The organism is Microbacterium sp. JZ101, assembly GCF_053903175.1.
The window spans coordinates 3,124,730-3,147,947 of the sequence record NZ_CP096400.1; the positions used below are offsets into that span (position 1 = coordinate 3,124,730).

General features: G+C 73.9%; 17 protein-coding genes and 1 pseudogene. 7 read left to right on the plus strand and 11 right to left on the minus strand.

What is annotated here, in order from left to right:
- Positions 1 to 249: 249 nt before the first annotated feature.
- Together M1D56_RS14360 and M1D56_RS14365 are read right to left on the minus strand one after the other, a co-directional pair.
- Positions 250 to 1,548, minus strand: a complete 1,299-nt coding sequence (locus M1D56_RS14360) for an ABC transporter substrate-binding protein (RefSeq protein WP_456283963.1) — start codon at positions 1,546 to 1,548, stop codon at positions 250 to 252.
- A 44-nt stretch (positions 1,549 to 1,592) separates the two neighbouring features.
- Positions 1,593 to 3,548 carry a DUF2264 domain-containing protein gene (locus tag M1D56_RS14365; RefSeq protein ID WP_456283964.1) on the minus strand — a complete coding sequence of 652 codons (1,956 nt, stop codon included), beginning with the start codon at positions 3,546 to 3,548 and terminating at the stop codon, positions 1,593 to 1,595.
- A 143-nt stretch (positions 3,549 to 3,691) separates the two neighbouring features.
- Between M1D56_RS14365 and M1D56_RS14370 the strand changes: the two genes are divergently transcribed.
- A complete protein-coding gene (locus M1D56_RS14370; protein WP_456283965.1) occupies positions 3,692 to 5,590 on the plus strand; it encodes a heparinase II/III domain-containing protein in 1,899 nt (632 codons plus the stop codon).
- The gene (locus M1D56_RS14375) at positions 5,587 to 6,678 is read left to right on the plus strand and encodes a substrate-binding domain-containing protein (RefSeq protein ID WP_271172915.1); all 1,092 of its coding nucleotides are present in this window, start codon (positions 5,587 to 5,589) and stop codon (positions 6,676 to 6,678) included. Before M1D56_RS14370 ends, M1D56_RS14375 begins: the two co-directional genes overlap by 4 nt.
- 31 nt (positions 6,679 to 6,709) lie before the next feature.
- Here the strand turns inward: M1D56_RS14375 and M1D56_RS14380 are convergent, their stop codons facing one another.
- Entirely contained in the window at positions 6,710 to 7,552 is an 843-nt protein-coding gene (locus M1D56_RS14380; RefSeq protein ID WP_456283966.1) for a TIGR03620 family F420-dependent LLM class oxidoreductase, read from the minus strand.
- Between the two features lie 2 nt (positions 7,553 to 7,554).
- A complete protein-coding gene (locus M1D56_RS14385; protein WP_456283967.1) occupies positions 7,555 to 8,655 on the minus strand; it encodes an enoyl-CoA hydratase/isomerase family protein in 1,101 nt (366 codons plus the stop codon).
- Between the two features lie 135 nt (positions 8,656 to 8,790).
- Between M1D56_RS14385 and M1D56_RS14390 the strand changes: the two genes are divergently transcribed.
- Positions 8,791 to 11,166 carry an ABC transporter ATP-binding protein gene (locus M1D56_RS14390; RefSeq protein ID WP_456283968.1) on the plus strand — a complete coding sequence of 792 codons (2,376 nt, stop codon included), beginning with the start codon at positions 8,791 to 8,793 and terminating at the stop codon, positions 11,164 to 11,166.
- Positions 11,167 to 11,182: 16 nt separating this feature from the next.
- Here M1D56_RS14390 and M1D56_RS14395 read toward each other — a convergent pair whose 3' ends face one another.
- Entirely contained in the window at positions 11,183 to 11,632 is a 450-nt protein-coding gene (locus M1D56_RS14395; RefSeq protein WP_456283969.1) for a hypothetical protein, read from the minus strand.
- Between the two features lie 115 nt (positions 11,633 to 11,747).
- Between M1D56_RS14395 and cofG the strand changes: the two genes are divergently transcribed.
- Genes cofG through cofC form a run of 4 tightly spaced genes read left to right on the plus strand, consistent with a single transcriptional unit; the run spans position 11,748 to position 17,363 of the window.
- Complete coding sequence (cofG, locus tag M1D56_RS14400; RefSeq protein WP_456283970.1) at positions 11,748 to 14,159, plus strand: 7,8-didemethyl-8-hydroxy-5-deazariboflavin synthase CofG; 2,412 nt, start codon at positions 11,748 to 11,750, stop codon at positions 14,157 to 14,159.
- The gene (locus M1D56_RS14405; protein ID WP_456283971.1) at positions 14,156 to 15,703 is read left to right on the plus strand and encodes a flavin-containing monooxygenase; all 1,548 of its coding nucleotides are present in this window, start codon (positions 14,156 to 14,158) and stop codon (positions 15,701 to 15,703) included. Before cofG ends, M1D56_RS14405 begins: the two co-directional genes overlap by 4 nt.
- On the plus strand, positions 15,700 to 16,713 hold the full coding sequence (gene fgd, locus M1D56_RS14410) for a glucose-6-phosphate dehydrogenase (coenzyme-F420) (RefSeq protein ID WP_324013769.1): 1,014 nt from the start codon (positions 15,700 to 15,702) through the stop codon (positions 16,711 to 16,713). The genes M1D56_RS14405 and fgd overlap by 4 nt, the downstream gene beginning before the upstream one ends.
- The gene (gene cofC, locus M1D56_RS14415) at positions 16,710 to 17,363 is read left to right on the plus strand and encodes a 2-phospho-L-lactate guanylyltransferase (protein ID WP_456283972.1); all 654 of its coding nucleotides are present in this window, start codon (positions 16,710 to 16,712) and stop codon (positions 17,361 to 17,363) included. The genes fgd and cofC overlap by 4 nt, the downstream gene beginning before the upstream one ends.
- 668 nt (positions 17,364 to 18,031) lie before the next feature.
- Here cofC and M1D56_RS14420 read toward each other — a convergent pair.
- The 6 genes and pseudogenes from M1D56_RS14420 to hemQ form a co-directional block, all read right to left on the minus strand.
- Positions 18,032 to 18,109: pseudogene (locus M1D56_RS14420) on the minus strand (hypothetical protein); the annotation flags it as partial.
- Positions 18,110 to 18,230: 121 nt separating this feature from the next.
- On the minus strand, positions 18,231 to 19,553 hold the full coding sequence (gene hemL / locus M1D56_RS14425; RefSeq protein ID WP_456283973.1) for a glutamate-1-semialdehyde 2,1-aminomutase: 1,323 nt from the start codon (positions 19,551 to 19,553) through the stop codon (positions 18,231 to 18,233).
- Between the two features lie 100 nt (positions 19,554 to 19,653).
- Positions 19,654 to 20,628, minus strand: coding sequence for a porphobilinogen synthase (hemB, locus tag M1D56_RS14430; RefSeq protein WP_456283974.1), 975 nt, complete (start codon positions 20,626 to 20,628; stop codon positions 19,654 to 19,656).
- Positions 20,625 to 21,461, minus strand: coding sequence for a uroporphyrinogen-III synthase (locus M1D56_RS14435; RefSeq protein ID WP_271172927.1), 837 nt, complete (start codon positions 21,459 to 21,461; stop codon positions 20,625 to 20,627). The genes hemB and M1D56_RS14435 overlap by 4 nt, the downstream gene beginning before the upstream one ends.
- 17 nt (positions 21,462 to 21,478) lie before the next feature.
- A complete protein-coding gene (gene hemC / locus M1D56_RS14440; protein ID WP_282978765.1) occupies positions 21,479 to 22,471 on the minus strand; it encodes a hydroxymethylbilane synthase in 993 nt (330 codons plus the stop codon).
- Positions 22,468 to 23,145, minus strand: a complete 678-nt coding sequence (hemQ, locus tag M1D56_RS14445) for a hydrogen peroxide-dependent heme synthase (RefSeq protein ID WP_271172929.1) — start codon at positions 23,143 to 23,145, stop codon at positions 22,468 to 22,470. Before hemQ ends, hemC begins: the two co-directional genes overlap by 4 nt.
- Positions 23,146 to 23,218 lie beyond the last annotated feature (73 nt).

The window sequence follows — 23,218 nt, forward strand, 5'->3', positions numbered from 1 at the left end:
TGTCTCACGCGCGATGTCGTTCACTCCGGTCGTTGAGCGAGCGAGGAACGAGCGAGTCGAAACGCGGTGCCTCGTCTCGAGGTCGGCTTGCGACGTTTCGACTCGCTGCGCTCGCTCAACGACCGGAATGCGGGTCGCTGCGACCTGTGTTGAGCGAGCGAGGAACGAGCGAGTCGAAACATCGCTGAGTGCTTCGACTCGCTGCGCTCGCTCAACGACCGGGAAGCGGGTCGCTGCGCTCGCTGAGTGCTACTCGGTGCCGACCTCGTTGGCGACGCGCTCCTCGGCCTCCGCGATCGCGGCGTCGACGTCAGCCGAGCCCGACAGGATGGCCGAGTGCATGTCGGCGAGGATGTTCTGCACCGCGGCGGTCTTGCTCGAGGTCGGGCTCTCGGCCTTCGTCTCGTGGGTCTGCACGGCGAACGCCGACAGCTCGTCCTGCGGAGCGCCCTCGACGCCGAAGTACGCCTCGACGACCGGGTCGGTCAGAAGCGCGGGCGAGATGCCGATGCCGGCGAGTGCCGTCGCGGCCTCCTCGCTCGCGGCGAAGGCGAGGAAGTCCTTCGCGATCTCGACCTTGCTCTGGTCGATGTTGGCGTTGATCGCGAGACCCGTCGGGTCGCCGAACGTGACCGGCGTCGCGTCGAGACCGGTCGTGGAAGCGTCCTGCTGCGGGATCGGCGCGATGCCCCACTCGAAGTCGTCGGCCTCGCCCGAGGCCTGCTGCGCGATGAGGGTCGCGACGAACCACGTGCCCATGGGCAGCATGGCGGCCTTCTGCTTGCCGAACTCGCCCTGGTAGGTGAGCTGGTTCGCCGTGACCGTGTTGTACGCCTCCTGGGCGCCGGCCTCCTGCAGCGCGAGGACGCGCTCGTAGTACGGGGCGAAGTAGTCGTAGTCGCCGCTCAGCAGGTCGGCTCCCTCGGTCTGCGCGGTCGCGAAGCCCTGCACGGTCGACTGCCAGCCGTGCTGGTACGCGCCCTTCGCGGTCGATCCCGCCTCGCCGAGCTTGGTCGTGAGCTCCTCGGCTGCCGCCTCGTAGTCGTCCCAGGTCCACGATCCGTCGGGCTGGGCGACGCCGGCCTCGTCGAAGAGCGCCTTGTTGTAGAAGAGGACCCACGAGTCCTGGCGGTACGGCACCGCGTACGCCGTGCCGTCGACCTCGTACGACGCGGCGCCGCCGATCCCCTCGGGCAGCTCGACGTCGGACACGTCGAGCAGCTGCCCGCCCTCCTGGAAGGTCGTGACGTACTTGACCTCCTTCTGGGTGATGATGTCGGGGCCCTTGCCCGCAGCGAGGTCGGCCGTCACGAGGGTGTTGTACTCGGCCGGGTCGTAGTCCACGATCTCGACCGTCACGTCGGGGTTGGCCTCCTCGAACAGGTCGGCGAGGAGCTGGAATTCGGGCGTCGTCTCGACGCTCCAGCCGGAGAGGGTCAGCGTGACCGGCCCGTCGGGATCGGCCGCCGGCGTGCCGCCGCTGCATCCGGCGAGGGCGATGGCCGAGGCCGCGAGGCCGGCCGATGCGGCGATGATGCGCTTCTTCATGGGAGTGCTGCTCCTTTGCTGCAGGATTTTCGGGTGTTCGGGGATCACCGCTGCGCGGGCTGCGCGAGGCGGAGGTCTGAGAGGGCCGTCGTCGTCTCGACGCCGTCGGGCCAGGTGATGTGCGCGCTGTCGCCGTCGAGACGGAGCTGCACGCTCGGCAGCTCCTCGGCGCCCGAGAGGGCGAGTTCGACCGCATGCCACTCGCCGACGACGACCGCGCTCTCGAGAACGGGGACGGCTGCGGTCTCGCCGAGCGGGCTCGCGTCGCGTCGCTGCTCGACCCGGGCGCTCGCGACGTGCCCGAGCGCGCGGATGGCGCTGGTCGCGCCCTCGACCGACGCGATCGCGATCGCGTCGGGTGCGGTCTCGACGCGCGCGTCGACCCGGGCGCCCGCGGCGGGCCATCCGCCCCAGCGCAGCCGCCATCCGGCGAGGCTGCACTCGGGGTCGTCGACTCGCGCGAGGCGCACCTCGTGCGCGCCGCGGAGGATCGACACGACCGACAGCCGCGCGACCGCCTCTGCCGTGCCGCGCAGGCCCGAGCCGTGCGCGACCTGGTCGGCATCGGCCGAGAAGGTGTGCGCGACCGCGGTCGATGCGCCGACGCCGACGCCGTCGCCCGCGCGCACCCCGTGGCAGGACATCCCGGCGCGGTGGGTCGCGGCGCCGGTCGGGTCGACGAGCGAGACGGACTGCTCGAGCGGCTCGCGCCATCCGCGCGCGTCGAGCAGCGGACTCGTGGCGGTCGAGTATCCGAGCCGCGCGTACAGCGGCGAGTCGGCGACGAGCGCCCCCTCGACCTCGTGGTCCGTGCCGTGGTTCGCGACGCGCACGATGCCGTCCCGGGCCGTGCCCGAGACGATCCACCCCGGCGCCGCGATCGCGCGCACGAAGTCGCCGTGCTCGACGGGGAGCGGCTCCGCGGGAGCGTCCCAGACCGGATGGTCGGCCGGGAGCATGATCCCGAGCAGGCCCTTGGCGGCCCAGTAGGGCGAGCCCGGCCCCGAGTACGACTGCGCGAGCTGGCGCCATTCGCCGTGCCAGCCCATCGTCAGCACGCCGCGGTCGTCGGGGATGCCCCGGTCGGCGAAGTGCGACACGATCCGTGCGGCCGCATGACGCAGCGCGCCAGCGGAGACCGACGGCACGTCGGCGACGACGCCCGCCCAGAACGGCGCGGCCGCCGCGAAGCGGTAGATGAGGCTGCGGCCCTGGATGAGGGGCGAGCCGTCGGCGCCGACGAGGTGCACGGCGTCCTGCAGGAAGCGGTCGAGCGACGCCCGGTCTGCCGCGATGCGGTCGCCGGCGAGATCGGCGGCGCCCGCCATGCGCGCCCAGAGCACGGGGTAGAGGTGCAGCGCCCAGCCGACGTAGTGGTCGTACGAGCGCGCCGCGCCGTCGGCCATCCACCCCTCGCCGCGCGCGAACGTGTCGTGCAGCGCGAGGTCCGCGGCGATGTCGTCGGCGGACCAGGGGCCGCCCACCGAGCGCAGGAAGGTCTGCACGACGACGCGGAACCACAGCCAGTTGATCGGCGGATAGGTGTCGTCGCCGACCGCGGGAGCCAGGTAGTCGATCACGCGCTTCTGCGTGAGCGCGTCGAGGCGATCCCAGATCCAGGGGCGGGTCAGATCGAGGATGAGCGCGATCGACGCGGCCTCGACCTTCGCCTGCGCATGCTCCTCCATGCGCACCCAGCGGTCGGGCGCGTCGGGATCGACGCCCGCGCGGATGCCCTGGGAGAAGAAGTCGATGAGGTGATCGACGCCGCGGCCGCGCTCTCCCGCGATGCGGAAGCCCGCGATGAGGAAGGTGCGCGCGAAGCCCTCGAGGCCGTCGACGTCGCGTCCGTAGCCGCCCTCGGCGCCGGGGATGAGGATGCGCCCGCGGCCGGCGGAGCCGTGCGCCATCGCGCCCTCCAGGAGGCGGTCGGCGTAGGCCGTCCAGTCGGCGCGCGTCCACTCGGACGAGTGCGCTGCGCGGGCGGGTGCGGGTGTCACGGGTTCCCCTTCGAACGGCGTGCGGGCGGGCTGACGTTGAGGAGCGTATCAATCAGATCCGCTCTTGCAAACACAATCTTGAACGGGCATGATCGTTTCTGATCACTTCGGCGGATGTCGCCGAGGGCAGGAGGAGATCGACGATGACCCCTTTCCGTGGACCGCTCGCGGACGCGCTCGCGCGCGCAGCCGGCGTCGAGCTGGACGCCCTCGACCGGGCCCTCGCCGAGCGACTCGCCGAGCCCGACGCCGCTCTTCCGCCCGCCGATCTGCGGCGCGCAGACCCCGCTGCCATCGCCGCCTTCCGCGCGCGGGCCGAGCGCGAGCTGCCGGAGCCCTGGCCGCAGCCCCGTGCGCACGACGCGGCCCGATTCCACGGCGACGGCGACCGCGTCGCCTGGGAGGCGCCCGCCTTCGCACGCCAGGAGCGCCTCACGCGCGTCGCGGTCCTCGCGGGCGCCGGGGGCGAGGAGAGGTGGCTCGACGAGACGCTCGACGGCGTCGTGATGCTCTGCGAGCAGAGCTCGTGGTGCTGGCCCGCGCACGATGACACGCGCGATCGGCACGGCGCCGTCCTCGCGACCGTGACCGACCCGTATGTCGATCTCGGCGCGGGCGAGGTCGTGTCGCAGCTCGCCTGGCTCGACCACGCGGTCGGCGAGCGGCTCGAGGCCCGCTTCCCCGGCATCCGGGCGCGCGTGCGGCATGAGGCGCACGTGCGGATCTTCGAGCCGTTCCTCCGCCGCCGCGACTGGCGGTGGATCGGCCTCGACGGACACGTCCACAACTGGAACCCCTGGATCCACGGCAACGTGCTCGTCGCCGCGCTGCGGCTGCTCGACGCCCCCGAGCAGCGCGACGAGCGGGCGCGTGTCGTCGCCCTCGTCGTCGAGGGCCTCGACCGCTACGTCGCCGCGCTGCCCCTCGACGGCGCGATCGACGAGGGCTACGCCTACTGGTGGAACGGCGCGTGCCGCCTGCTCGAGGCGCTCGACGTGCTCGCGCACGCGACCGGCCTCGACGTGACCGGCGACATCCCGTCGCTGCGCGAGACGATCGCCTTCCCGCATCGCATGCACCTCGGCGGGCCGTGGTTCGTGAACGCCGCTGACGGGCAGGCGCGTCAGACCGGGCCGCAGCCGTGGCACGCGCTCCACCGCGCGGCGCGGCGCGTGGGCGACGACGCGGCGGCCGCCTTCGCCGCGCTCCACCGCGATCCGTCGCGCCCCGCCGTCGCCGAGCCGGAGGGTCTCGGCCGGGTGCTCCGCGGGCTGACCGATCCCGCGTGGCTCGCGGCCGCCCCGGGCTCCGACCCGCTGCCCGCCCGCGTGTGGCTCCCGTCGACCGAGATGCTCGTCGTCCGCGAGCGCGAGGGCGAGCCGCGCGGCCTGACCGTGGTCGGCAAGGGAGGGCACAACGCCGAGAGCCACAACCACGACGACGTCGGGAGCGTCATCGTCGCATCCGACGGAGTGCCCGTCCTCGTGGATGCGGGCCGGCCGACGTACGAGGCGCGGACGTTCAGCGACGCGCGGTACGAGCTCTGGCCCATGCAGAGCGCGTGGCACAGCGTCCCGTTCATCCGCGGACGGGGGCAGTCGGAGGGGCGCGAGCGCGCGGCGCGCCTCGTCGACGTCGGCGACGCCGAGCTCGTCCTCGAGCTCGCGGACGCCTACGACGTGCCCGAGCTCGAGAGCTGGCGCCGCGCCATCCGCCTCGACCGCGCGCGACGCACGGTCGCGATCGCCGACGCGTGGCGTCTCGCGCCCGAGGACGGCGCGACCGAGGTCCGCCTGCTCGCGGCCGGCGACGTCAGCCTCGCGGCGGGCGCCGCGCGGATCGTCCCGCTCGACGGGGCGCGGTCCGTCGAGCTCTCGTGGGACCGCGCGGCCCCGGCCCGGCTCGTCGAGCAGCCGCTCACCGACCCCATGCTCACCCATGTGTGGGGCGAGCGCCTCGTCCGCATCGACATCGACGTGTCGGGCCTCGCCGAGCTCACGGTCACCGTGCGCCAGGATGGATCGACCGAGGAGGGACGATGACCGATCAGAGCGCGCCGCTCGCGGCCTCGCGCCGCGACCTCATCCTCGACGCGCTGGCGCGCGCGGGCGCCGTCCGCGTGTCGCAGCTCACCGAGGACCTGGGCGTGGCGGCCGTGACGCTGCGCCGCGACCTCCAGCAGCTCGAGGAGGAGGGCCTGCTCATGCGCGTGCACGGCGGCGCCGTGCCGCCGCCGGGAGGCGTCGTCGCCCGGCGCCCCTCCCCCGACCGCGCGTCGGCCGCGAGCATCGGCGTGCTCGTGCCGTCGCTCGACTTCTACTGGCCGCAGGTCGTGCGCTCGCTCGAGGGCGCCGCCCGCGAGCACGGCGCGTCGATCCTCCTGCGCGGCACCTCGTACGACATGCAGGACGAGCGCCCCGTCCTCGAGCGGATGGTCGAGGCAGGCGATCTCGCCGGGCTGGTCGTCGCGCCCAACACCGACACCGAGTACGCGCAGGACGTCATCGCGTGGCTCACCTCGTCGGGGATCCCGTTCGTGCTCGCCGAGCGCGAGGCGGTGTCGCGCCCCGACGGGGCACCGGTCGAGTCCGTCACGACCGACCATGCGCTCGGCGCGGTGCTCGCGGCGCGTCACCTCGCGCAGCTGGGCCACCGCAAGGTCGGCCTCCTCATCTCGCGCAACTCGCCGACCTCGCGCAAGATCATCGCCGGATGGACGGCCGCGTGCCGTGAGCTCGAGCTCACCCCCGCGGAGCACGTGGAGCGGATCCTGCCCGACCGGGGCGCCCCCGGCTTCTCGAAGGGCGTCGACGAGATGCTCGACAGCGTGCTGAAGGCCGGTGTGACCGCTCTGCTCGTCCACTCCGACCGCGAGGCCATGGCGATCGTCGACCTCGTGCTCTCGCGCGGCCTGTCGGTGCCGGGCGACCTCTCCGTCGTCGCCTACGACGACGAGTTCGCCGAGCTCTTCACGCCCGCCCTCACGGGCGTCGCTCCCCCGCGTGCGGCGATCGGGCGCGCGGCGCTCGAGCTCCTCTTCGCGCGCATCGCCGACCCGTCGCGTCCCGTGCACCGCGTGACGCTGAGCCCCGCGCTCAACGTGCGCGCGTCGACGGGGGCACCGGCGTAGCGGCCGGCTCCGCGTCGGCGGCGCGGCCGGGTCAGTGCCGCAGGGGCTCGAGGCCGAGCGCCGGCGCGAGCCGCTCGAGCGACCCGAGCGGGTCATCTCCGAGCGGCTGCAGCGCCACGTGGTCGGCGCCCGCGCCGAGGTGCGTGCGCAGCGCGGCGGCCGCGGCCTCGGGGTCGGGGTTCGCCGCGACGGCGTCGATGAGCTCGTCCGACCCGCCGCCCGCGAAGTCCTCGTCTCTCGCGCCGAAGCGCTTGAGCGCGTCGACGTAGTTCGACAGCCCGAAGTAGCGCTCGAGGGAGGCCCTGGCCGTCGCGCGTGCGGCCTCGGCCGAGTCGGCGAGCGCGACCTTCATCTCCGGCGCGAGGAGCGCGTCGCCGAGCACCTCGCGCGCATGCGCCGTGTGCGCGGGGACGGTGAGGTACGGATGGGCGCCGAGCGTGCGCTCCGCGGCGAGCGCGAGCGTGCGGTCGCCGAGCGCCGCGAGCACGCGCTGATCGGGGCGGACGCCCTCCGCGTCGAGCACGTCGAGGTACGCGTTGAGCGCGGCGAGCGGCTTCTCGCGGCGCGGCGTGGCCTCGCGGTGCCCCGAGCCGATGCCGAGGACGAGCCGGCCGGGATGCGCGTCCTCGATCCGATGGAACGCTCGGGCCACGCTCTCGGCGTCGGCCTGCCAGATGTTGACGATGCCGGTGGCGACGATGATCGAGGTCGTCGCGTCGAGGAGCTCCTCGACGATCACGAGGTCCTGCGCGGGCGACCCGCCCACCCACAGCGTTCCGTATCCGAGCTGCTCGACGCCCTGGGCGAAGGCGCCGTCGAGGCGCGCCGCGGGGCGCCACACGCCGTAGGAGCCGAACTCCGCCTTGTCGGTCATGCTCACCTCTCCAGGTCGGGGAACAGCATCCGCTCCGCGCGGTGCGCGAAGGCCGTGCCCACCGTGTCGGGGTGCACATCCGCCACCGTAGCCGGGTTCCAGCGCGGCTGCCGGTCCTTGTCGATCACCTGCGCCCTGATCCCCTCGACGAGGTCGGGCTGCGTCGCGAGGTACCAGCACATGAGGTGGTACTCCTGCTCGAGCGCGTGGCGCTGCGACGGCAGCGCGCGAGCCGAGCGGATGGCCCCGAGCGTGACGACGAGCGCGGTCGGCGAGCGCTCGTCGAGGGCCGCGAGGGCCGCGGCCGGCGACGGGTCCTCGTCGGCGGCGACGCCCTCCGCGACCAGCTGCTCGAGCCGCTCTCGGATCTCGGGGAGCGTGTCGGCCGAGAAGGCGCGATCGATCCACGGCTGCGCGCGCTGGATTCGGCTCGGCTCCGGCGTCTCGTCGAAGAGCATGACGAGCTCGGTCGGCGTGGCCGGGTCCGCGCGCATCTCGAGGGCGTCGACGACCGACGGGATGCGGTCGCTCGGGACGTAGTGGTCGGCGAAGCCGCAGTGGATGGCGTCGGCGGCGTCCATCGTGTCGCTCGTGAGCGCGAGGTACTCGCCGAGACGGCCTGGCGCGTGCGCGAGGAGCCACGAGCCGCCGGCGTCGGGCGAGAATCCGATGCGCGTCTCGGGCATCGCGAGGCGCGAGCGCTCGGTCACGATGCGGACGTGCGCGTTGCCGGCGAGCCCGATCCCGCCGCCCATGGTGACGCCGTCGGCGATCGCGACGATCGGCTTGGGGTACGCGGCGACCTCTGCGTCGACGCGGTACTCGACGCGGAAGAACGGCTCGGCGGCCGGCTCGCCGCCGTCGAGCATGCTCGCGTACAGAGCTCGGATGTCGCCGCCCGCCGAGAACCCGCGGTCGCCGGCGCCCTCGAGCAGCACGATCGCGACATCCGGCTCATCCCGCCATCCGTCCAGGATCTCGCCCACCGCCTGGAGCATCTCGAGCGAGAGGGCGTTGATGGCCTCGGGGCGGTCGAGCGTGATGCGCCCCACCCCGCTCTGCATCTTCGCGGCGACTCTGGCCGAAGGCGTCGTGTCCGTCACGCGTGCCACGTTACCCGGCGCGCGTCCCGGCCCCGGCCGCGGGGTGCCCACGGAGGGGTTTGCGCCGATGTGCCACGGTTCTCAGCGGGATTCCGACAAGATAGGGGGAACATGCATGCAGATGAAGGGGTCACCATGACCGACGGCAAGGTGCTCGAGTTCACGGGCGTCACGAAGACCTTCGACGGGATCGCCGCTGTCTCGGACTTCACCGCCCGCGTGGACCCCGGCTTCGTGACCGCGTTCCTCGGCCCCAACGGAGCGGGCAAGACGACGACGCTGCGGATCCTCCTCGGGCAGCTGCGCGCCAACGCGGGCACCGCGACGATCGGCGGCAAGACGTTCGCGCAGCTCTCCAGCCCGCGCCGCGTCGTGGGCTGGGTGTCGGAGTCGCCGACGTTCCGGGCGCGCCGCACGGCGGTCAAGCACCTGAGCACGGTCGCCCGCCAGGCCGGTGTGCCCTCGTCGCGCGTGGCCGAGGTGCTCGCGCTCGTGGGCCTCTCCGAGGTCGCCGACATGCGCATCTCGGGCTACTCCCTCGGCATGACGCAGCGACTCGCGGTCGCGGAGGCGATGATCGGCGACCCCGGCGTGCTCGTCCTCGACGAGCCCGCGAACGGACTCGACCCCGAGGGCATCCGGTGGATGCGCCTCCTCATGCGCCGCCTCGCCGACGAGGGCCGCACGGTGCTCGTGTCATCGCACCTGCTCAGCGAGATCCAGCAGGTCGCGGATCGGCTCCTCGTCATCTCGAACGGCTCGCTCGTCTTCGCGGGCGCCATCGAGGACCTCGAGGACGCGTCGTCGCAGACGGTCGCGGTCGACTCGCTCGACCGCGCTGCGCTCTCGCGCGCCCTGCGCGACGCGGGCTACGAAGTCGAGCTGCTGCGCTCGGGCATCAACGTGCAGGGCGCCTCGGCCGCGGAGATCGGCGCGCTCGCCGCGCAGGCCGGTGTCGCGCTCACCACGCTGCAGCAGCGCAGCCCCAGCCTCGAGGACGTCTTCATCCAGCTCGTGAGCGGCGAGTACGTGCCGCCGATGACCGCGGCGCTGCCGCCGACGGCGGGTGCGGCGGACGGCGCGGTCGCGGACGCCCCGGGTGCGGATGCCTCGGGTGACGCGGACGCGGACGCGGATGTCTCAGGTGACGCGGACGCGGCGCCTGCGGATGTCTCGGATGTCGCAGCTGCGGATGTCTCGGATGGCGCGGCTGCGGATGTCTCGGATGGCGCGGCTGCGGATGTCTCGGATGGCGCGGCTGCGGATGTCTCAGATGAGGCGGACGCGACGACCGTGGACGCCGAGGCCGACCGCCGCGAGGACGCGGAGTCGAACTCCGAGGATGCGGGTCTCTCCCCCGCCGAGGTCGGCGTGACGGCTGCCGCGGGCGCCGCTGCCGGAGTCGGCGTGGCCGCCATCGTGACCGACGCGACCGACGAGCAGCCGGCCGACGCCGACTCGGGGGAGACTGCCGACGCCGACGAAGCTCGCCAGGGCGCCGACGCCACCGGTGAGAACGCGGACGCCGCCGAGGAGGGCGAGGCGGACGCCGAAGACGCCGCACCCCAGGGCGCTGCGGACGCAGAGGGAGAGACGGCCTCCGACGAGACGATCTCCAACGAGACGGCCTCCGACGGGACGGCCTCCGACGAGACCGAGGACTACGCGCCGGCGGAGTACGAGGCCGCGGGCGCGGAGGACGACGCCGAGGGCGACGACGCGGCAGCGGAAGCGCTCGAGCACACCGCCCCCGAGGACGCGCCGTTCGTCGCCGACGCGCCGGCGCCGGTGCCCACGTGGCACATCCCGGCCGCTCCTGCACCGACCACCGACGCCGACTTCGAGCGCGAGGTCGCCGAGGCCGACGCCTTCCTCCAGGCTCCGGCCATGGACGGCGACCCCGGCGCCGCGCACGCGTGGGACGACGAGGCTCCCGCGGCTCCCGAGCACGTCGCCGAGAGCCACGAGGACTGGACGCCCGAGGGCGACGACGCCGACGCCCCGGCCGACGCCTTCGCCGCCGATTCCGATCCGTCGGAGGCTCCCCACGACAGGCACGAGGGCGAGCAGGATGCTCCTCGCGACGACGCCGACAGCCCCGACGTGCTCGAGGAGCCCGATGCGGTCGTCGAGTTCGACGGTGGCGACGACGCCGAGGACGCCGAGGCGGCTCCGTTCGCGGGCGGCCTGCCGGGGTCGGCGCGTCTGGCGAACCTCCTGGCCGGTGGCGACGAGCCGGTCGGCGGCGCGGCCGCGTTCCTGGGCCATGACGCCGACGAGCACGAGCCGGGCGAGCCGACCATCGCCATCCCGACCATCGACCACCTCTCGACGGAGACCGTGGCCGTGCCGATGATCGGCGCCGAGGAGTCCACCGAGGAGGAGGACGCGGCCGTCGTCGAGGGCGAGAACGAGGAGGGCTTCTCGTTCGACGACATCCTGCGCGGAGCGGGCGTCGACCCGGCGACCTACGAGGGCACTGAGCAGCCCACCGAGGACGACGCCGACTGACGACGGCGCCGCCGGCTCAGATCGCGGGAGCGGGACGCGGGGCGGGGCGGGGTGTGCGCTGCGGCTCCTTCGCAGGCTCCGCGCCGAGTTCGACGGCCTCGGCGGCCTCGTCGAGGTTGAGGCGCAGCGCGCGCGTGAGCGCGAGGCCGTGACGTGTCGAGATGACGAGACGCTCGAACTCGCCGTCGCCATCCAGATCGATCACGACTCCGGGCAGACGGCGCCCGCGCACCGCGACGAAGTCGTCTCCGGTCTCCGTCCGCCACGTGCCGAGCGCGGTGAAGCCGGGCAGGAACGTGCCGCGGGCGCGCACGCCGCGCAGCCAGGTCCACGGGTCGTCCGTGAGCTGCACCTTGACGATCGACGAGCGCTCGACGCGGATGCTCGTGCGGCGGAACGCGAGGGCGCGCTCGGTGGCCGACAGCGAGATCTCGAGCTGCGCGTGATCGAGGAGCAGGGTGACCATGGCATCCATCCTGCCAGCGGACTCCTCCCGAGAGGCTGGTGAGTTCGCACAGCTTCGCCGCGGCCGTGCTGTCCGCGGCGGCGCCCGTCGCCGCGCACGGTGCGAGACTGGATCGGTGACCCTGCTCAGCGCGAACGCTCCGGCTCTCGCCGCCGCTCTGCGAAAGGCCGAGCGCGGGGAGCGCCTCGACGCCGACGACGCGCTCGCGCTCCTCGAGGCGACGGGCCCCGATGCCGAGCGCGTGCTCGATCTCGCCGCGCGCACGCGCGACGAGGGGCTCGCCCTCGCGGGCCGCCCCGGTGTCGTGACGTACTCGCGCAAGGTGTTCATCCCGCTCACGACGCTGTGCCGCGACCGCTGCCACTACTGCGTGTTCGTCGACACCCCCGGCCAGCTGCTCAAGAAGGCGAAGCCCGCGTACATGTCGCCCGAGCAGGTGCTCGCCGTCGCCCGACAGGGGCAGGCGCTCGGCTGCAAGGAGGCGCTGCTCACGCTCGGCGATCGCCCCGAGGACCGCTGGCCCGAGGCGCGCGCCTGGCTCGACGAGCACGGCTACGCGTCGACTCTCGAGTACGTCGGCGCGATGGCCGAGCTGATCGTCGATGAGATGGGGCTCCTCCCCCACCTGAACCCGGGCGTGATGAGCCCCGACGAGCTCGCGGCGCTGCGCCCGTTCGCCCCCTCGATGGGCGTCATGCTCGAGACGACCTCGCGCGCGCTCTTCACGGAGCCGGGGCGCGTGCACCACGGCTCGCCCGACAAGGACCCCCTCGTCCGGCTCGAGCTGCTCGAGAACGCCGGCCGCGCCCGCATCCCCTTCACCTCGGGCATCCTCGTCGGGATCGGCGAGACGCTCCGCGACCGCGCGGAGTCGATGATCGCCCTCCGCGACGTGCACGAGCGCCACGGGCACGTGCAGGAGGTCATCGTCCAGAACTTCCGCGCGAAGCCGCGGACCGCGATGCAGGACGCGCCCGACGCCGCGCTCCACGAGCACGCGATGGCCGTCGCCGTGACGCGGCTCGTCCTGGGGCCGCGCATGCGCGTGCAGGTGCCGCCGAACCTGTCCGACCCGCAGGAGTTCGCGCTCCTCCTCCGCGCGGGCGCCGACGACTGGGGCGGCGTCTCGCCGCTCACCGCCGACCACGTGAACCCCGAGCGCCCGTGGCCGCACCTCGACGACCTCGCGGCGCGCACGGCAGAGCTCGGCTTCACGCTCCGCGAGCGCCTCACGGCCCACCCCGAGTACGTGCACGCGGACGCCTGGGTCGACGCGGCCATCCGCGGTGCGACGCGCGCCCTCGCCGACGAGAGCGGGCTCGCGCGACGCGCGGCGGATGGCGGCATCGTGCGACCCGAGGCGCGCTCGCCCCGCGCGGGACACGACGCAGGAGTTCCGGGCCCGCAGGAGCCGGGAGACCGCTCCCCCGATGCGGGCGCGGTCGAGACTCCTGCACTTTGGTCGCCCGGCGGGCTCATCGCCGCCGTCATCGAGCGCGCCGCGCAGGACCCTGGAGCGCTCGACGACGCGGAGTGGGAGCGCCTCCTCACCGCGACCGGCGACGAGCTCGAGGCCCTCGTGCAGACGGCCGACGACGTGCGCCGGTACACCGTCGGCGAGACCGTGAGCATCGTCGCGAACCGCAACATCGCCTCGACCGGCTTCCGCGCGCGAGGCGGCCGGGCGGATGACGAGTTCGACCTCCCGCTCCTCGAGGACGCCGCGCGCGACGCGGTCGACCTCGGTCTCACGGAGATCTGCGTGCAGGGCCTCCTCGCGCCGGGCGAGGAGCCTGAGGCGTACCTCGAGATCGCTCGCGCCGTGAAGCGCGCGGCCCCGGCCATCCATCTCCACGCCTTCCGCCCGCAGGATGTCGCCGACCTCGCCGACCGCGCGGGGCTCGGGGTCGACGGCGCGCTCGCCGCGCTGCGCGAGGCGGGAGTCGATACGGTGCCGGGAACGGGCGTCAAGATCCTGAGCGAGCGCGTGCGCGCCGAGGTCGCGCCCGGCGACCTCGAGATCGACCGCTGGATCGAGACCATCACGGCCGCCCACCGCGCGGGCTTCCGCTCGACATCCGTCCTGTTCTACGGGCACGTCGAGACCGCCGCGGAGCGCATCGCCCACCTCCGCAGGCTCCTGGCCATCCAGCGCGAGACCGGAGGGTTCTCCGAGTTCGTGCCGATCCCGATGCCGGGCTGGGGCCGGCCGCTCGTCGACGGCCGCAGCCCGCGTGATGAGCACCGTGCCATGGTCGCGGTGTCTCGCCTCATGCTGTCGGGCGCCATCGCGCACGTGCAGATCCCGTGGACGCGCCACGGCCTCGAGCTGTCGGCTGACCTCCTGCGCGCGGGCGGCGACGACCTCGGCGGAACGCTTCTCGACGGACGCGTCGCGCCTCGCGCGGGGGTCGAGGCCGGCCTCGAGCTGCCGCTCGACACGGCGCGCGGCATCGCGAAGCGGCTGTTCCGGCCGTTCCGGCAGCGGACGACGACCTACGGCGACGTCCAGCGGAGCGGCGGATGATCCGCGTCGGCACGCTCATCGTCGGCGCCGGCTTCGCAGGCCTCGCGGCCGCGCTCGCCCTCCGGGCGCAGGGCGTCGACGACTTCGCGATCATCGAGCGCGCCGACGGAGTCGGCGGCACGTGGCGCGACAACACCTATCCCGGCGTCGCGTGCGACGTGCCCTCTCACCTGTACGGGCTCGCGAGCCATCCGTCCCCCGACTGGACGCGCGTGTTCGCTCCCGGCGCGGAGATCCGGGAGTACCTCGAGCGGATCGCGCGCGACGAGGGGCTCGACGCGCGGATCCGCTTCGGCACCGCGCTGATCGACGCACGGTGGGATGGCGACGAGTGGGCGGTGCGCACCGGCCCGGGACACATCGCAGGACCTCCGAGCGGCTCCGCGCGCGGGAACCGGATTCCCGGTGCGGCGGGCGAGGAGGATCCTGCGTCGTGTCCCGAGGAGATCCGGGCGCGACATCTCGTCCTCGCGTGCGGGCGGCTCACCGAGCCCCGGATCCCGGACGTCGTGGGGCTCGAGACCTTCCCCGGCCCGCTCTTCCACTCCGCGCGGTGGGACCACACGCAGGACGTCGCGGGGCGCCGGATCGCGGTCGTCGGCACGGGGGCGAGCGCCGTGCAGCTCGTGCCCGCCCTCGTCGATGCGGGCGCCGAGGTCGTGCTCTTCCAGCGCACGCCCGCGTGGATCGTCCCCAAGGGCGACCGGGTGTACGGCCCCGAGGAGCGCGCCGCCCTGCGCGAGCCGTCGGCCGCCGCGCGCCTGCGCGACGAGCTGCTCCGCGAGGGCGAGGCGCGCTTCGCGTCGCGCTCTGGCGACCGCGCGGCCGCCGCCGAAGCCGAGGCCGTCGCGCGCGCCCACCTCGCCTCGCAGGTGGCGGACCCGGCCCTGCGCGCCGCTCTCACCCCGGACTACGCGTTCGGCTGCAAGCGCGTGCTCCTGAGCGACGCGTTCTACCCGGCCGTCGCCTCGGGTGCCGTGCGTCTCGTGCCATCTGCCCTGGCCGCCGTGGAGAACGGCGCGCTCGTCGCGGCCGACGGCACGCGGCACGCGGCCGACGCGGTCGTCCTCGCCACGGGCTTCGCCTCCACCCGCCAGCCCTACGCGCCCCTCGTGACCGGAGAGCACGGTCGATCGCTCGACGCGCACTGGTCCGACGGCATGCGCTCGGTCGGCTCGACCCTCGTGCACGGCTTCCCGAACCTCTTCATCCTCGGCGGGCCGAACGCGGCGCTCGGCCACAACTCGGCCGTGCTCATCCTCGAGGAGCAGGCCGCCTTCGCCGCGGCTCTCGTCGCCCGGGGACTCGACGTGCGCGTGAGCGCGCAGGACGAGGCCGCCTACACGCGGGAGATCGTCGAGCGCTCGACCGGGACCCCGTGGGTGTCAGGCGGCTGCGAGAGCTGGTACGTCGACTCCCGCAGCGGCCGGCTCACGCTCCTCTGGCCGGGGACCGTCGCCGCCTTCCGCGAGCGTCTCGCGCGCGTCTCCCGCGACCTGCTCGAGCCATCCGCCGTCCTCACCTCCGAAGGAGCCCTGCCATGACCATCCCCTTCCGGTTCGGCTACAAGGCCTCATCCGAGCAGTTCGGGCCGCGCGAGCTGCTCGACTACGCGATCCTCGCCGAGGAGGTCGGGTTCGACTCGGTCTTCCTCAGCGACCACCTTCAGCCGTGGATGCACGAGGGAGGGCACGCACCCGCCGCGCTGCCCTGGCTCGGCGCCGCGGCCGAGCGCACCTCGCGCGTGCTGCTCGGCACGTCGGTGCTCACGCCGACCTTCCGCTACCACCCGGGCGTCGTGGCGCAGGCGTTCGGCACCCTCGGCGCCATGCACCCCGGGCGGATGATCCTCGGCGTCGGCACGGGCGAGGCGCTCAACGAGGTCACCCTCGGCCTCGACTGGCCCGAGTCGCCCGAGCGGTTCCAGCGCATGAAAGAGGCGATCACGCTCATCCGCCGGCTGTGGACCGACGATCGCGTGACCTTCGACGGCACGTACTACTCGGTGCGCAACGCCACGATCTACGACCGCCCGGACGAGCTCGTGCCCATCTACATCGGCGCCTCGGGCCCCGCGGCGACGCGGCTCGCCGGCCGGATCGCCGACGGCTACATCACGACGAGCGGCAAGGCTCCCGAGCTGTACAGCGAGAAGCTCCTGCCGGCATTCGACGAGGGGCTCGCCAAGGCGGGCCGCGACCGGTCCGACGTCGACACGCTTCTCGAGGTCAAGGTCTCCTTCCGGCACGACCGCGCCCAGGCGCTCGAGAACACGCGCTTCTGGGCCCCGCTCGCCCTGAGCCCCGAGGAGAAGATGGGCGTGGACGACCCGCTCGAGATGCAGCGCCTCGCCGAGCAGCTGCCCACCGAGCGCGCCGCCTCGCGCTTCATCGTGTCGGACGACGTCGACGAGCACCTCGCGGCGATCCGCACCTGGATCGACCTGGGCTTCCGGCACCTCGTCTTCCACGACCCCGGTCACGACCAGGAGACCTTCCTGCGCCTCTACGGCGAGGAGGTGCTGCCTCGGCTCCGCGCCGAGTACGGGGCGTGAACGGCGACGCGGGCTTCGCCTGGCACGTCGTCATCCCCGTGAAGCCGCCCGCACGGGGGAAGTCGCGGCTCGAGGCGCCCGGCGTCGATCGCGCGGCGCTCGCCGACGCGATCGCGCGTGACACGGTCGACGCGGTCGCGCACGCCTCGCGGGTCGCCGAGGTCGTCGTCGTCACGGCGGCCTCCGGATGGCCGGAGGGCCTCGCAGACAGCACACCCCCGCCCGCGCGCGCACGGCCATCCGCCCCCATCCGCGTCGTCCGCGAGTCCGAGCCCGCGGGGCTGAACGCCGCCATCCGCCGCGGGCTCGCGACGATCGACCGCGTCCTCCCGCGGGCGGTGCTCCTGGGCGACCTGCCCGCGCTCCGACCGGCAGACCTCGATGCCGCGCTCGCGCTCGCCGGCGCGGCGCGGCTCGGGCTCGTCGCGGACGCCGAGGGCACGGGATCCACCCTCATCACGGCGCGCGCGGGCACCGCACTCGTGCCGGCCTTCGGAGCGGACTCGGCCGCGGCGCACCGGGCGGCGGGGCACGTCGACCTCGGGGTGGCGCAGGACTCGACGCTGCGCCGTGACGTCGACACCGTCGAGCAGCTGCGCTCCGCCGCCGCACTCGGCCTCGGCTCGCGGACCGCGAGGCTGCTGGGCTGAACAGCGTCGCACCGCCGCGGTGCCTCATCGCGGGAGGCCCCTTCTCGCGCCGATCGCGGCCTCGCCCTGTTCGCCTGGCGGCCGGAGCGGTGCCCCGACGCGAACGCGCCCGCGTCGGCCCCCTGGCGCCGGCGCCCTCTCCTCGGGGAGAGCGCGTCGACGTAGGCATCGACCCGGCTTCGACGTGACGCGAGGACGAGGTCGGTTCCGCTCCCCGCCTCCTCGATGATCGCGCGGCGGTTCTCGGCGATGCGCGCCGCGGCGCCGGCCCCGAATCCGCGGACGAACCCGCTGCGCGCGCGACGGCGGTCGCTCTCCGTGCACCAGTCGTACGACGCTCGCTCGATGAGCCACCATGCGCGCATCGCGACGAGCGCCTGGACGCGCAGGCTCGCGATGAGAACGCGCGCCTGCTGCACGTCGGACGCGAACCCGACGAGATACGGCACCGATCCGCGAGCGGAGTCGGCGATGAGCGGCCGGATCGTGCCGAGGGCGCGCGCGACCCCGCCGCCGAGCTCTCGGAGGTCGCGCGCGTAGGCGCCCGTGAAGAGCATCTGCTCCTCGACGACGGGGTCCTGCGTCTCGCCCAGTCGAGCACGTCTCTCATCGAGCAGCGCCTGCCCGATCCCGTACTTCACCATGAGGCGCTCGGCGTGCTCGGTGAGCGCCTCGGCCTCCTCGGGCGTCGTGCTCTCGGCCTTCGCGAGCAGCTTCGCGATGAGGTCGAGCTTGGCGTCGGTCATGGTCTCCTCCTCGGTCGGATGCGTCACATCCTCGGAGGGACCACCCCCGTCGGCGGCTCGCACGCGGTTCGCCTGGGGAGGGCGCGCCGGCGGGAGCCGCCTGTGCAGAGGGCGTCGCGGCTCAGGCGGTCGCGGCCGCGGCGGCCCGCGCGGCCGCGGGCAGCGCGTCGACGATGCGAGCGAGCGCCTCGTCGTCGTGCGCTGCCGTGAGGAACCACGCCTCGAACACGCTCGGGGGCAGGGCGACGCCCGCCTCGAGCATCGCGTGGAAGAACGGCGTGTAGCGGAACGCCTCCTGCGTCTTGGCAGTCGCGTAGTCGGCCGGCGCCTCGGGCAGGAACGCGAGCCCGAAGAGGTTGCCGGCGCGCGGGATCGCGTGGACGACGCCCTCCGCCGAGAGCGCGGCGGCCAGCGCGTCGGCGACCGTGGCCGCGGCGGCGTCGACGGCCGCGTAGACCTCGGGAGTGGCCAGACGCAGCGTCGCGATGCCGGCGGCGACGGACAGCGGGTTCCCCGAGAGCGTGCCGGCCTGGTAGACGGGGCCGACGGGAGCGAGCTGGTCCATGACGGCGCGCTTGCCGCCGAGCGCTGCGAGAGGCATGCCGCCGCCCATGACCTTGCCGAACGTGATGATGTCGGGCTCGAAGGCCTCGCCCGCCTCGACCTGGAGCCCCCAGTGCCCCGCCGGGTGCACGCGGAAGCCCGTGAGCACCTCGTCGAGGATGAGCAGCGCTCCCGCGTCGTGCGCGATCTGCGCAAGCGCCGCGTTGTAGCCGGGCGCCGGCTGCACGACCCCCATGTTGGCGGGCGCGGCCTCCACGATGATCGCGGCGATCTCGTCGCCGCGGACCGCGAAGATCTCGCGCACCGCGTCGAGGTCGCCGTACGGGGCGACGAGCGTCTGCGCCGCGATCGGCGCGGGCACCCCCGCCGTGCCGGGGAGGGCGAGCGTCGCGACGCCGGAGCCCGCCGCCGCGAGGAGCCCGTCGGAGTGCCCGTGGTAGTTGCCGTCGAACTTGAGCACGAGGTCGCGGCCGGTGACGCCGCGCGCGAGGCGGATGGCGGTCATGGTCGCCTCGGTGCCCGTCGAGACGAGGCGCACCTGCTCGACCGGACGGAGGCCGCCGGCCTGCACCCGGCCGACGATGAGATCGGCCAGCTCGACCTCGCCCTCGGTCGGAGCGCCGAATGACAGACCGCGCGCCGCCGCCTCCTGCACCGCGGCGACGACCTCCGGATGCGCATGACCGAGCAGAGCCGGGCCCCACGAGGCGACCAGGTCGACGTACTCTCGGCCAGCGGCATCCGTCACGTACGCCCCGCGCGCCGACGCGAGGAACCGGGGCGTCCCGCCGACCGAGCCGTACGCCCGCACGGGCGAGTTCACGCCGCCGGGGATCACTTCGCGGGCGTGCTCGAACAGGACGTCGTTGCGATCGGTCATGCGTCCATTCTCCCGCGCCGCGGATGGGCGAATCGTGCGAGGACGTTCGCCGCGAAACGCGGCGAACCCGCCGCGCCCGGACGACGCCGCGCCTCCCGGATCAGCGCAGCCAGCGCGCGGCTTCGACGGCCCAGTACGTGAGGATGGCGTCGGCGCCGGCGCGGCGGATGCCGAGGAGCGACTCCTCGATCGCGCCGCGGCGGTCGATCCAGCCGTTCGCGCTCGCCGCCTCGATCATCGCGTACTCGCCCGACACCTGGTACGCCCAGACGGGCACGTCGACGGCCGCACGCACGTCGGCGAGCACGTCGAGGTACGGCAGCGCGGGCTTCACCATGACGATGTCGGCGCCCTCCTCGACGTCGATCACCGCCTCGCGGACTCCCTCGCGCGCGTTGCCGGGGTCCATCTGGTAGGTGCGCCGGTCGCCCTTCAGCTGCGAGTCGACCGCCTCGCGGAACGGCCCGTAGAACGCGCCCGCGTACTTCGCCGAGTACGCCATCACGATCGTGTCGACGAAGCCCTCGGACTCGAGCGCCTCGCGGACGGCCGCGACCTGGCCATCCATCATCCCCGAGAGCCCGAGCAGCGTCGCACCCGCACGCGCCTGCGCGAGGGCCATCGCGGCGTACCGCTCGAGCGTCGCGTCGTTGTCGACACCGCCCTCGGGCGTCAGCACGCCGCAGTGCCCGTGGTCGGTGAACTCGTCGAGGCACAGGTCGGCCTGCACGACGAGGGCGTCGCCGACCTCCGATGCGAGCGCCGACACGGCGGCGTTGAGGATGCCCTCGGGATCGTCGGCGCCCGATCCCACCGCGTCGCGCACGGCCGGCACGCCGAAGAGCATGATGCCGCCGACTCCGGCCTCCGCCGCCTCGACGGCGGCCCGGCGGAGGGAGTCGAGCGTGTGCTGGCGCACCCCGGGCATCGACGAGATCTCGACGGGCTCGGCGATGCCCTCCCGCACGAAGGCGGGCAGCACGAGCTGGGATGGCGCGAGGTGCGTCTCGCGCATGAGCCGGCGGACCGCCGGCGACTGGCGGAGGCGTCGCGGCCGGTGCACGGGGAAGGTCATCGGCGCGCCTTCATCCCGGGGATCCGGACGACGTCGGTCGGCGTCGTGGGCGGGATGGCCCTGGCCTCCTCGGTCGGCTCGGGCACCGGGATCTTCGCGAGGGAGTCGATGAGCGACTCGATGGTCTGCCGTGGTGCGACGAGGTGGATCGGCAGCCCCACGGCGTCGGCGTCGCGCGCGGTGCGCGGGCCGATCGCGGCGATGATCGTCTGGTCGGGGATGTCGGGGAACTGCTCGCGCACCTGCTCGGCGACCGAGCCGCTCGTCACGAGGATGGCGTTGATGCGGCCGTTGAGCACGTCGCGGTGCGCGCGCTCCGGGGCGGGCACGCCCACCGTGCGGTACGCGACGACGCTGTGCACGTCGTGCCCCGCTGCGATGAGGGCGTCGGTGAGGACGGGCTTGGCGATCTCGCTGCGCAGGGTCAGGATGCGGCGGGGCTCCGACTCCCGGGCGAGGAGCTGCCGCGCGAGTCCGGCTGCGGAGTTGTCGGTGTCGGGCACGAGGTCCACGCCGTACCCGACGGCCTGCAGCGCGGTCGCGGTCGTCTCGCCGACCGCCGCGACCTTCGTGCTCTCGGGGATCGTCGCGCCGTAGGAGTAGAGGACGTCGACGGTCGTCGCGCTCGTCACGGTGAGCCAGTCGAACATGCCGTCGGCGAGGTCGCGCAGCGCCTGCTCGAGAGCGGCCTTGTCCTCCGTCGGGGCGAAGTTGATGAGCGGCGCGATGACCGGCGTCGCGCCGTCGGCACGCAGACGCGCCGCGACGCCATCGCCCCACGGGCCGCCGCGAGGCACGAGCACCCGCCATCCGGCGAGAGGCTTTCCGGTCATGTGTTCCACTGGCTTCGTCATGGTGTGGTCGAGGGGGAGACGAGGTCGGACGCCCCTCGGTCGAGAAGCCGACCGGCGACAGCGGTGCCGATCTCGCTCGCTCGTCGGGGGACGACGCGCCGGGCGGAGTCCGCACCGTCGCTTCCGCCCTCAGGACGAATATACTCCTGCGCCACGGCCTCGGCGTGCTCGACGGCGATCTCCTCGCCCGGCTCGCGGCCGTACGCGACCGCGGTGACCGAGAGCTGCTCGCCCCGGAGGACGGCGTGGATCCCGAGGGGCGCATGGCACCCGGCTTCGACGCCCGCGAGGATCGCCCGTTCGACCGTCACGGCGAAGCGGGTCGCGGGGTCGTCGAGGGCGCGGATGGCCGCGAAGAGCTCCTCGTCGATGTCGCTGCGGGTCTCGACGGCGAGAGCTCCCTGCCCCGCGGCCGTCGGCCATCCGCCCAGGTCCTGCGGCTCGAGAGCGAGGTCGATGTCGGCTCCGAGGCGCGACAGGCCCGCCGCGGCCAGCACGATCGCGTCGAGCTCGCCGTCGCGCACGCGCTGCATGCGGGAGTCGACGTTGCCGCGGATGTCGTGGAGCTCGACACCCGCGTTCGCGCGCCGGACCTGCGCGATCCGGCGCGGCGAGCCCGTGCCGATCCGCGCACCGGGGGCGAGGTCGCCCAGCCGCACGCCGTCGCGCGTGAGCACGACGTCGCGTGCGTCCGCACGCGCGGGGGTCGCCGCGATGACGAGGCCGGGGGCGTCGGCGGTCGGGAGGTCCTTCAGGGAGTGCACGAGGAGATCGCACTCGTCGCGCAGCAGCGCCTCGCGCAGGCGCGTCGCGAAGACGCCCGTCCCGCCGAGCTGCGACAGCGACGCGCGCGACGTGTCGCCCTCCGAGACGATCGGCACGAGCTCGACGGGCCTCCCCGCCTGCTGCTCGAGAGCGCGGGCGATCTGCGACGACTGCGCCGTCGCGAGAGCGCTCCGGCGCGTGCCGAGACGGATGGGCGTGGTCACTGGAGCACCTCGGGCACGGCCGACGCGGGGATGCGTCGACCCGTGAAGAACGGCACCTCCTCGCGCACGTGGCGACGGGCCTCGGTGTAGCGCAGCTCGCGCATCATGTCGACGAGCTCGTTGAGCTCGTCCGACTCCATCGGGAGCATCCACTCGTAGTCGCCCAGGGCGAACGACGCCATCGTGTTCGCGACGACTCCCGAGAACGCGGCGCCCTTGCGGCCGTGGTCGGCGAGCATCGTGCGGCGCTCGTCCTCGGGCAGCAGGTACCACTCGTGGCTGCGCACGAACGGGTACACCGTGAGCCAGCCCTTCGCGGGGATGCCGCGGAGGTAGCCCGGGATGTGCCGCTTGTTGAACTCCGCGTCGCGGTGGACGGCCATCGCGTTCCACGTCGGCAGGAGGTCCTTGAGCAGCTCGGTGCGGCGCAGCCGGCGCACGGCCCGCTGCAGGTCCTCGGCGACGGCGCCGTGCAGCCAGACCATGAGGTCGGCATCGGCGCGCAGGCCGCTGACGTCGTAGAAGCCGCGGATCGTCACGCCCTCGCCCTCGAGCAGGGCGACGATGTCCTCGAGCTCGGTCGCGTCGGGCTCCGTCACGGGGCGGTCGGGGTTCCGCCGCCACACCGCCCAGAGGCTGTAGTTGTCGCCGGTCGTCTCGGGTGCTGCAGACATGACTCCATCATGCTCCCGCGTCGCGAGAAGGCGAAAACGAGGCCCTCCCCCTTGACGGGAGCGGAGGGCCTCG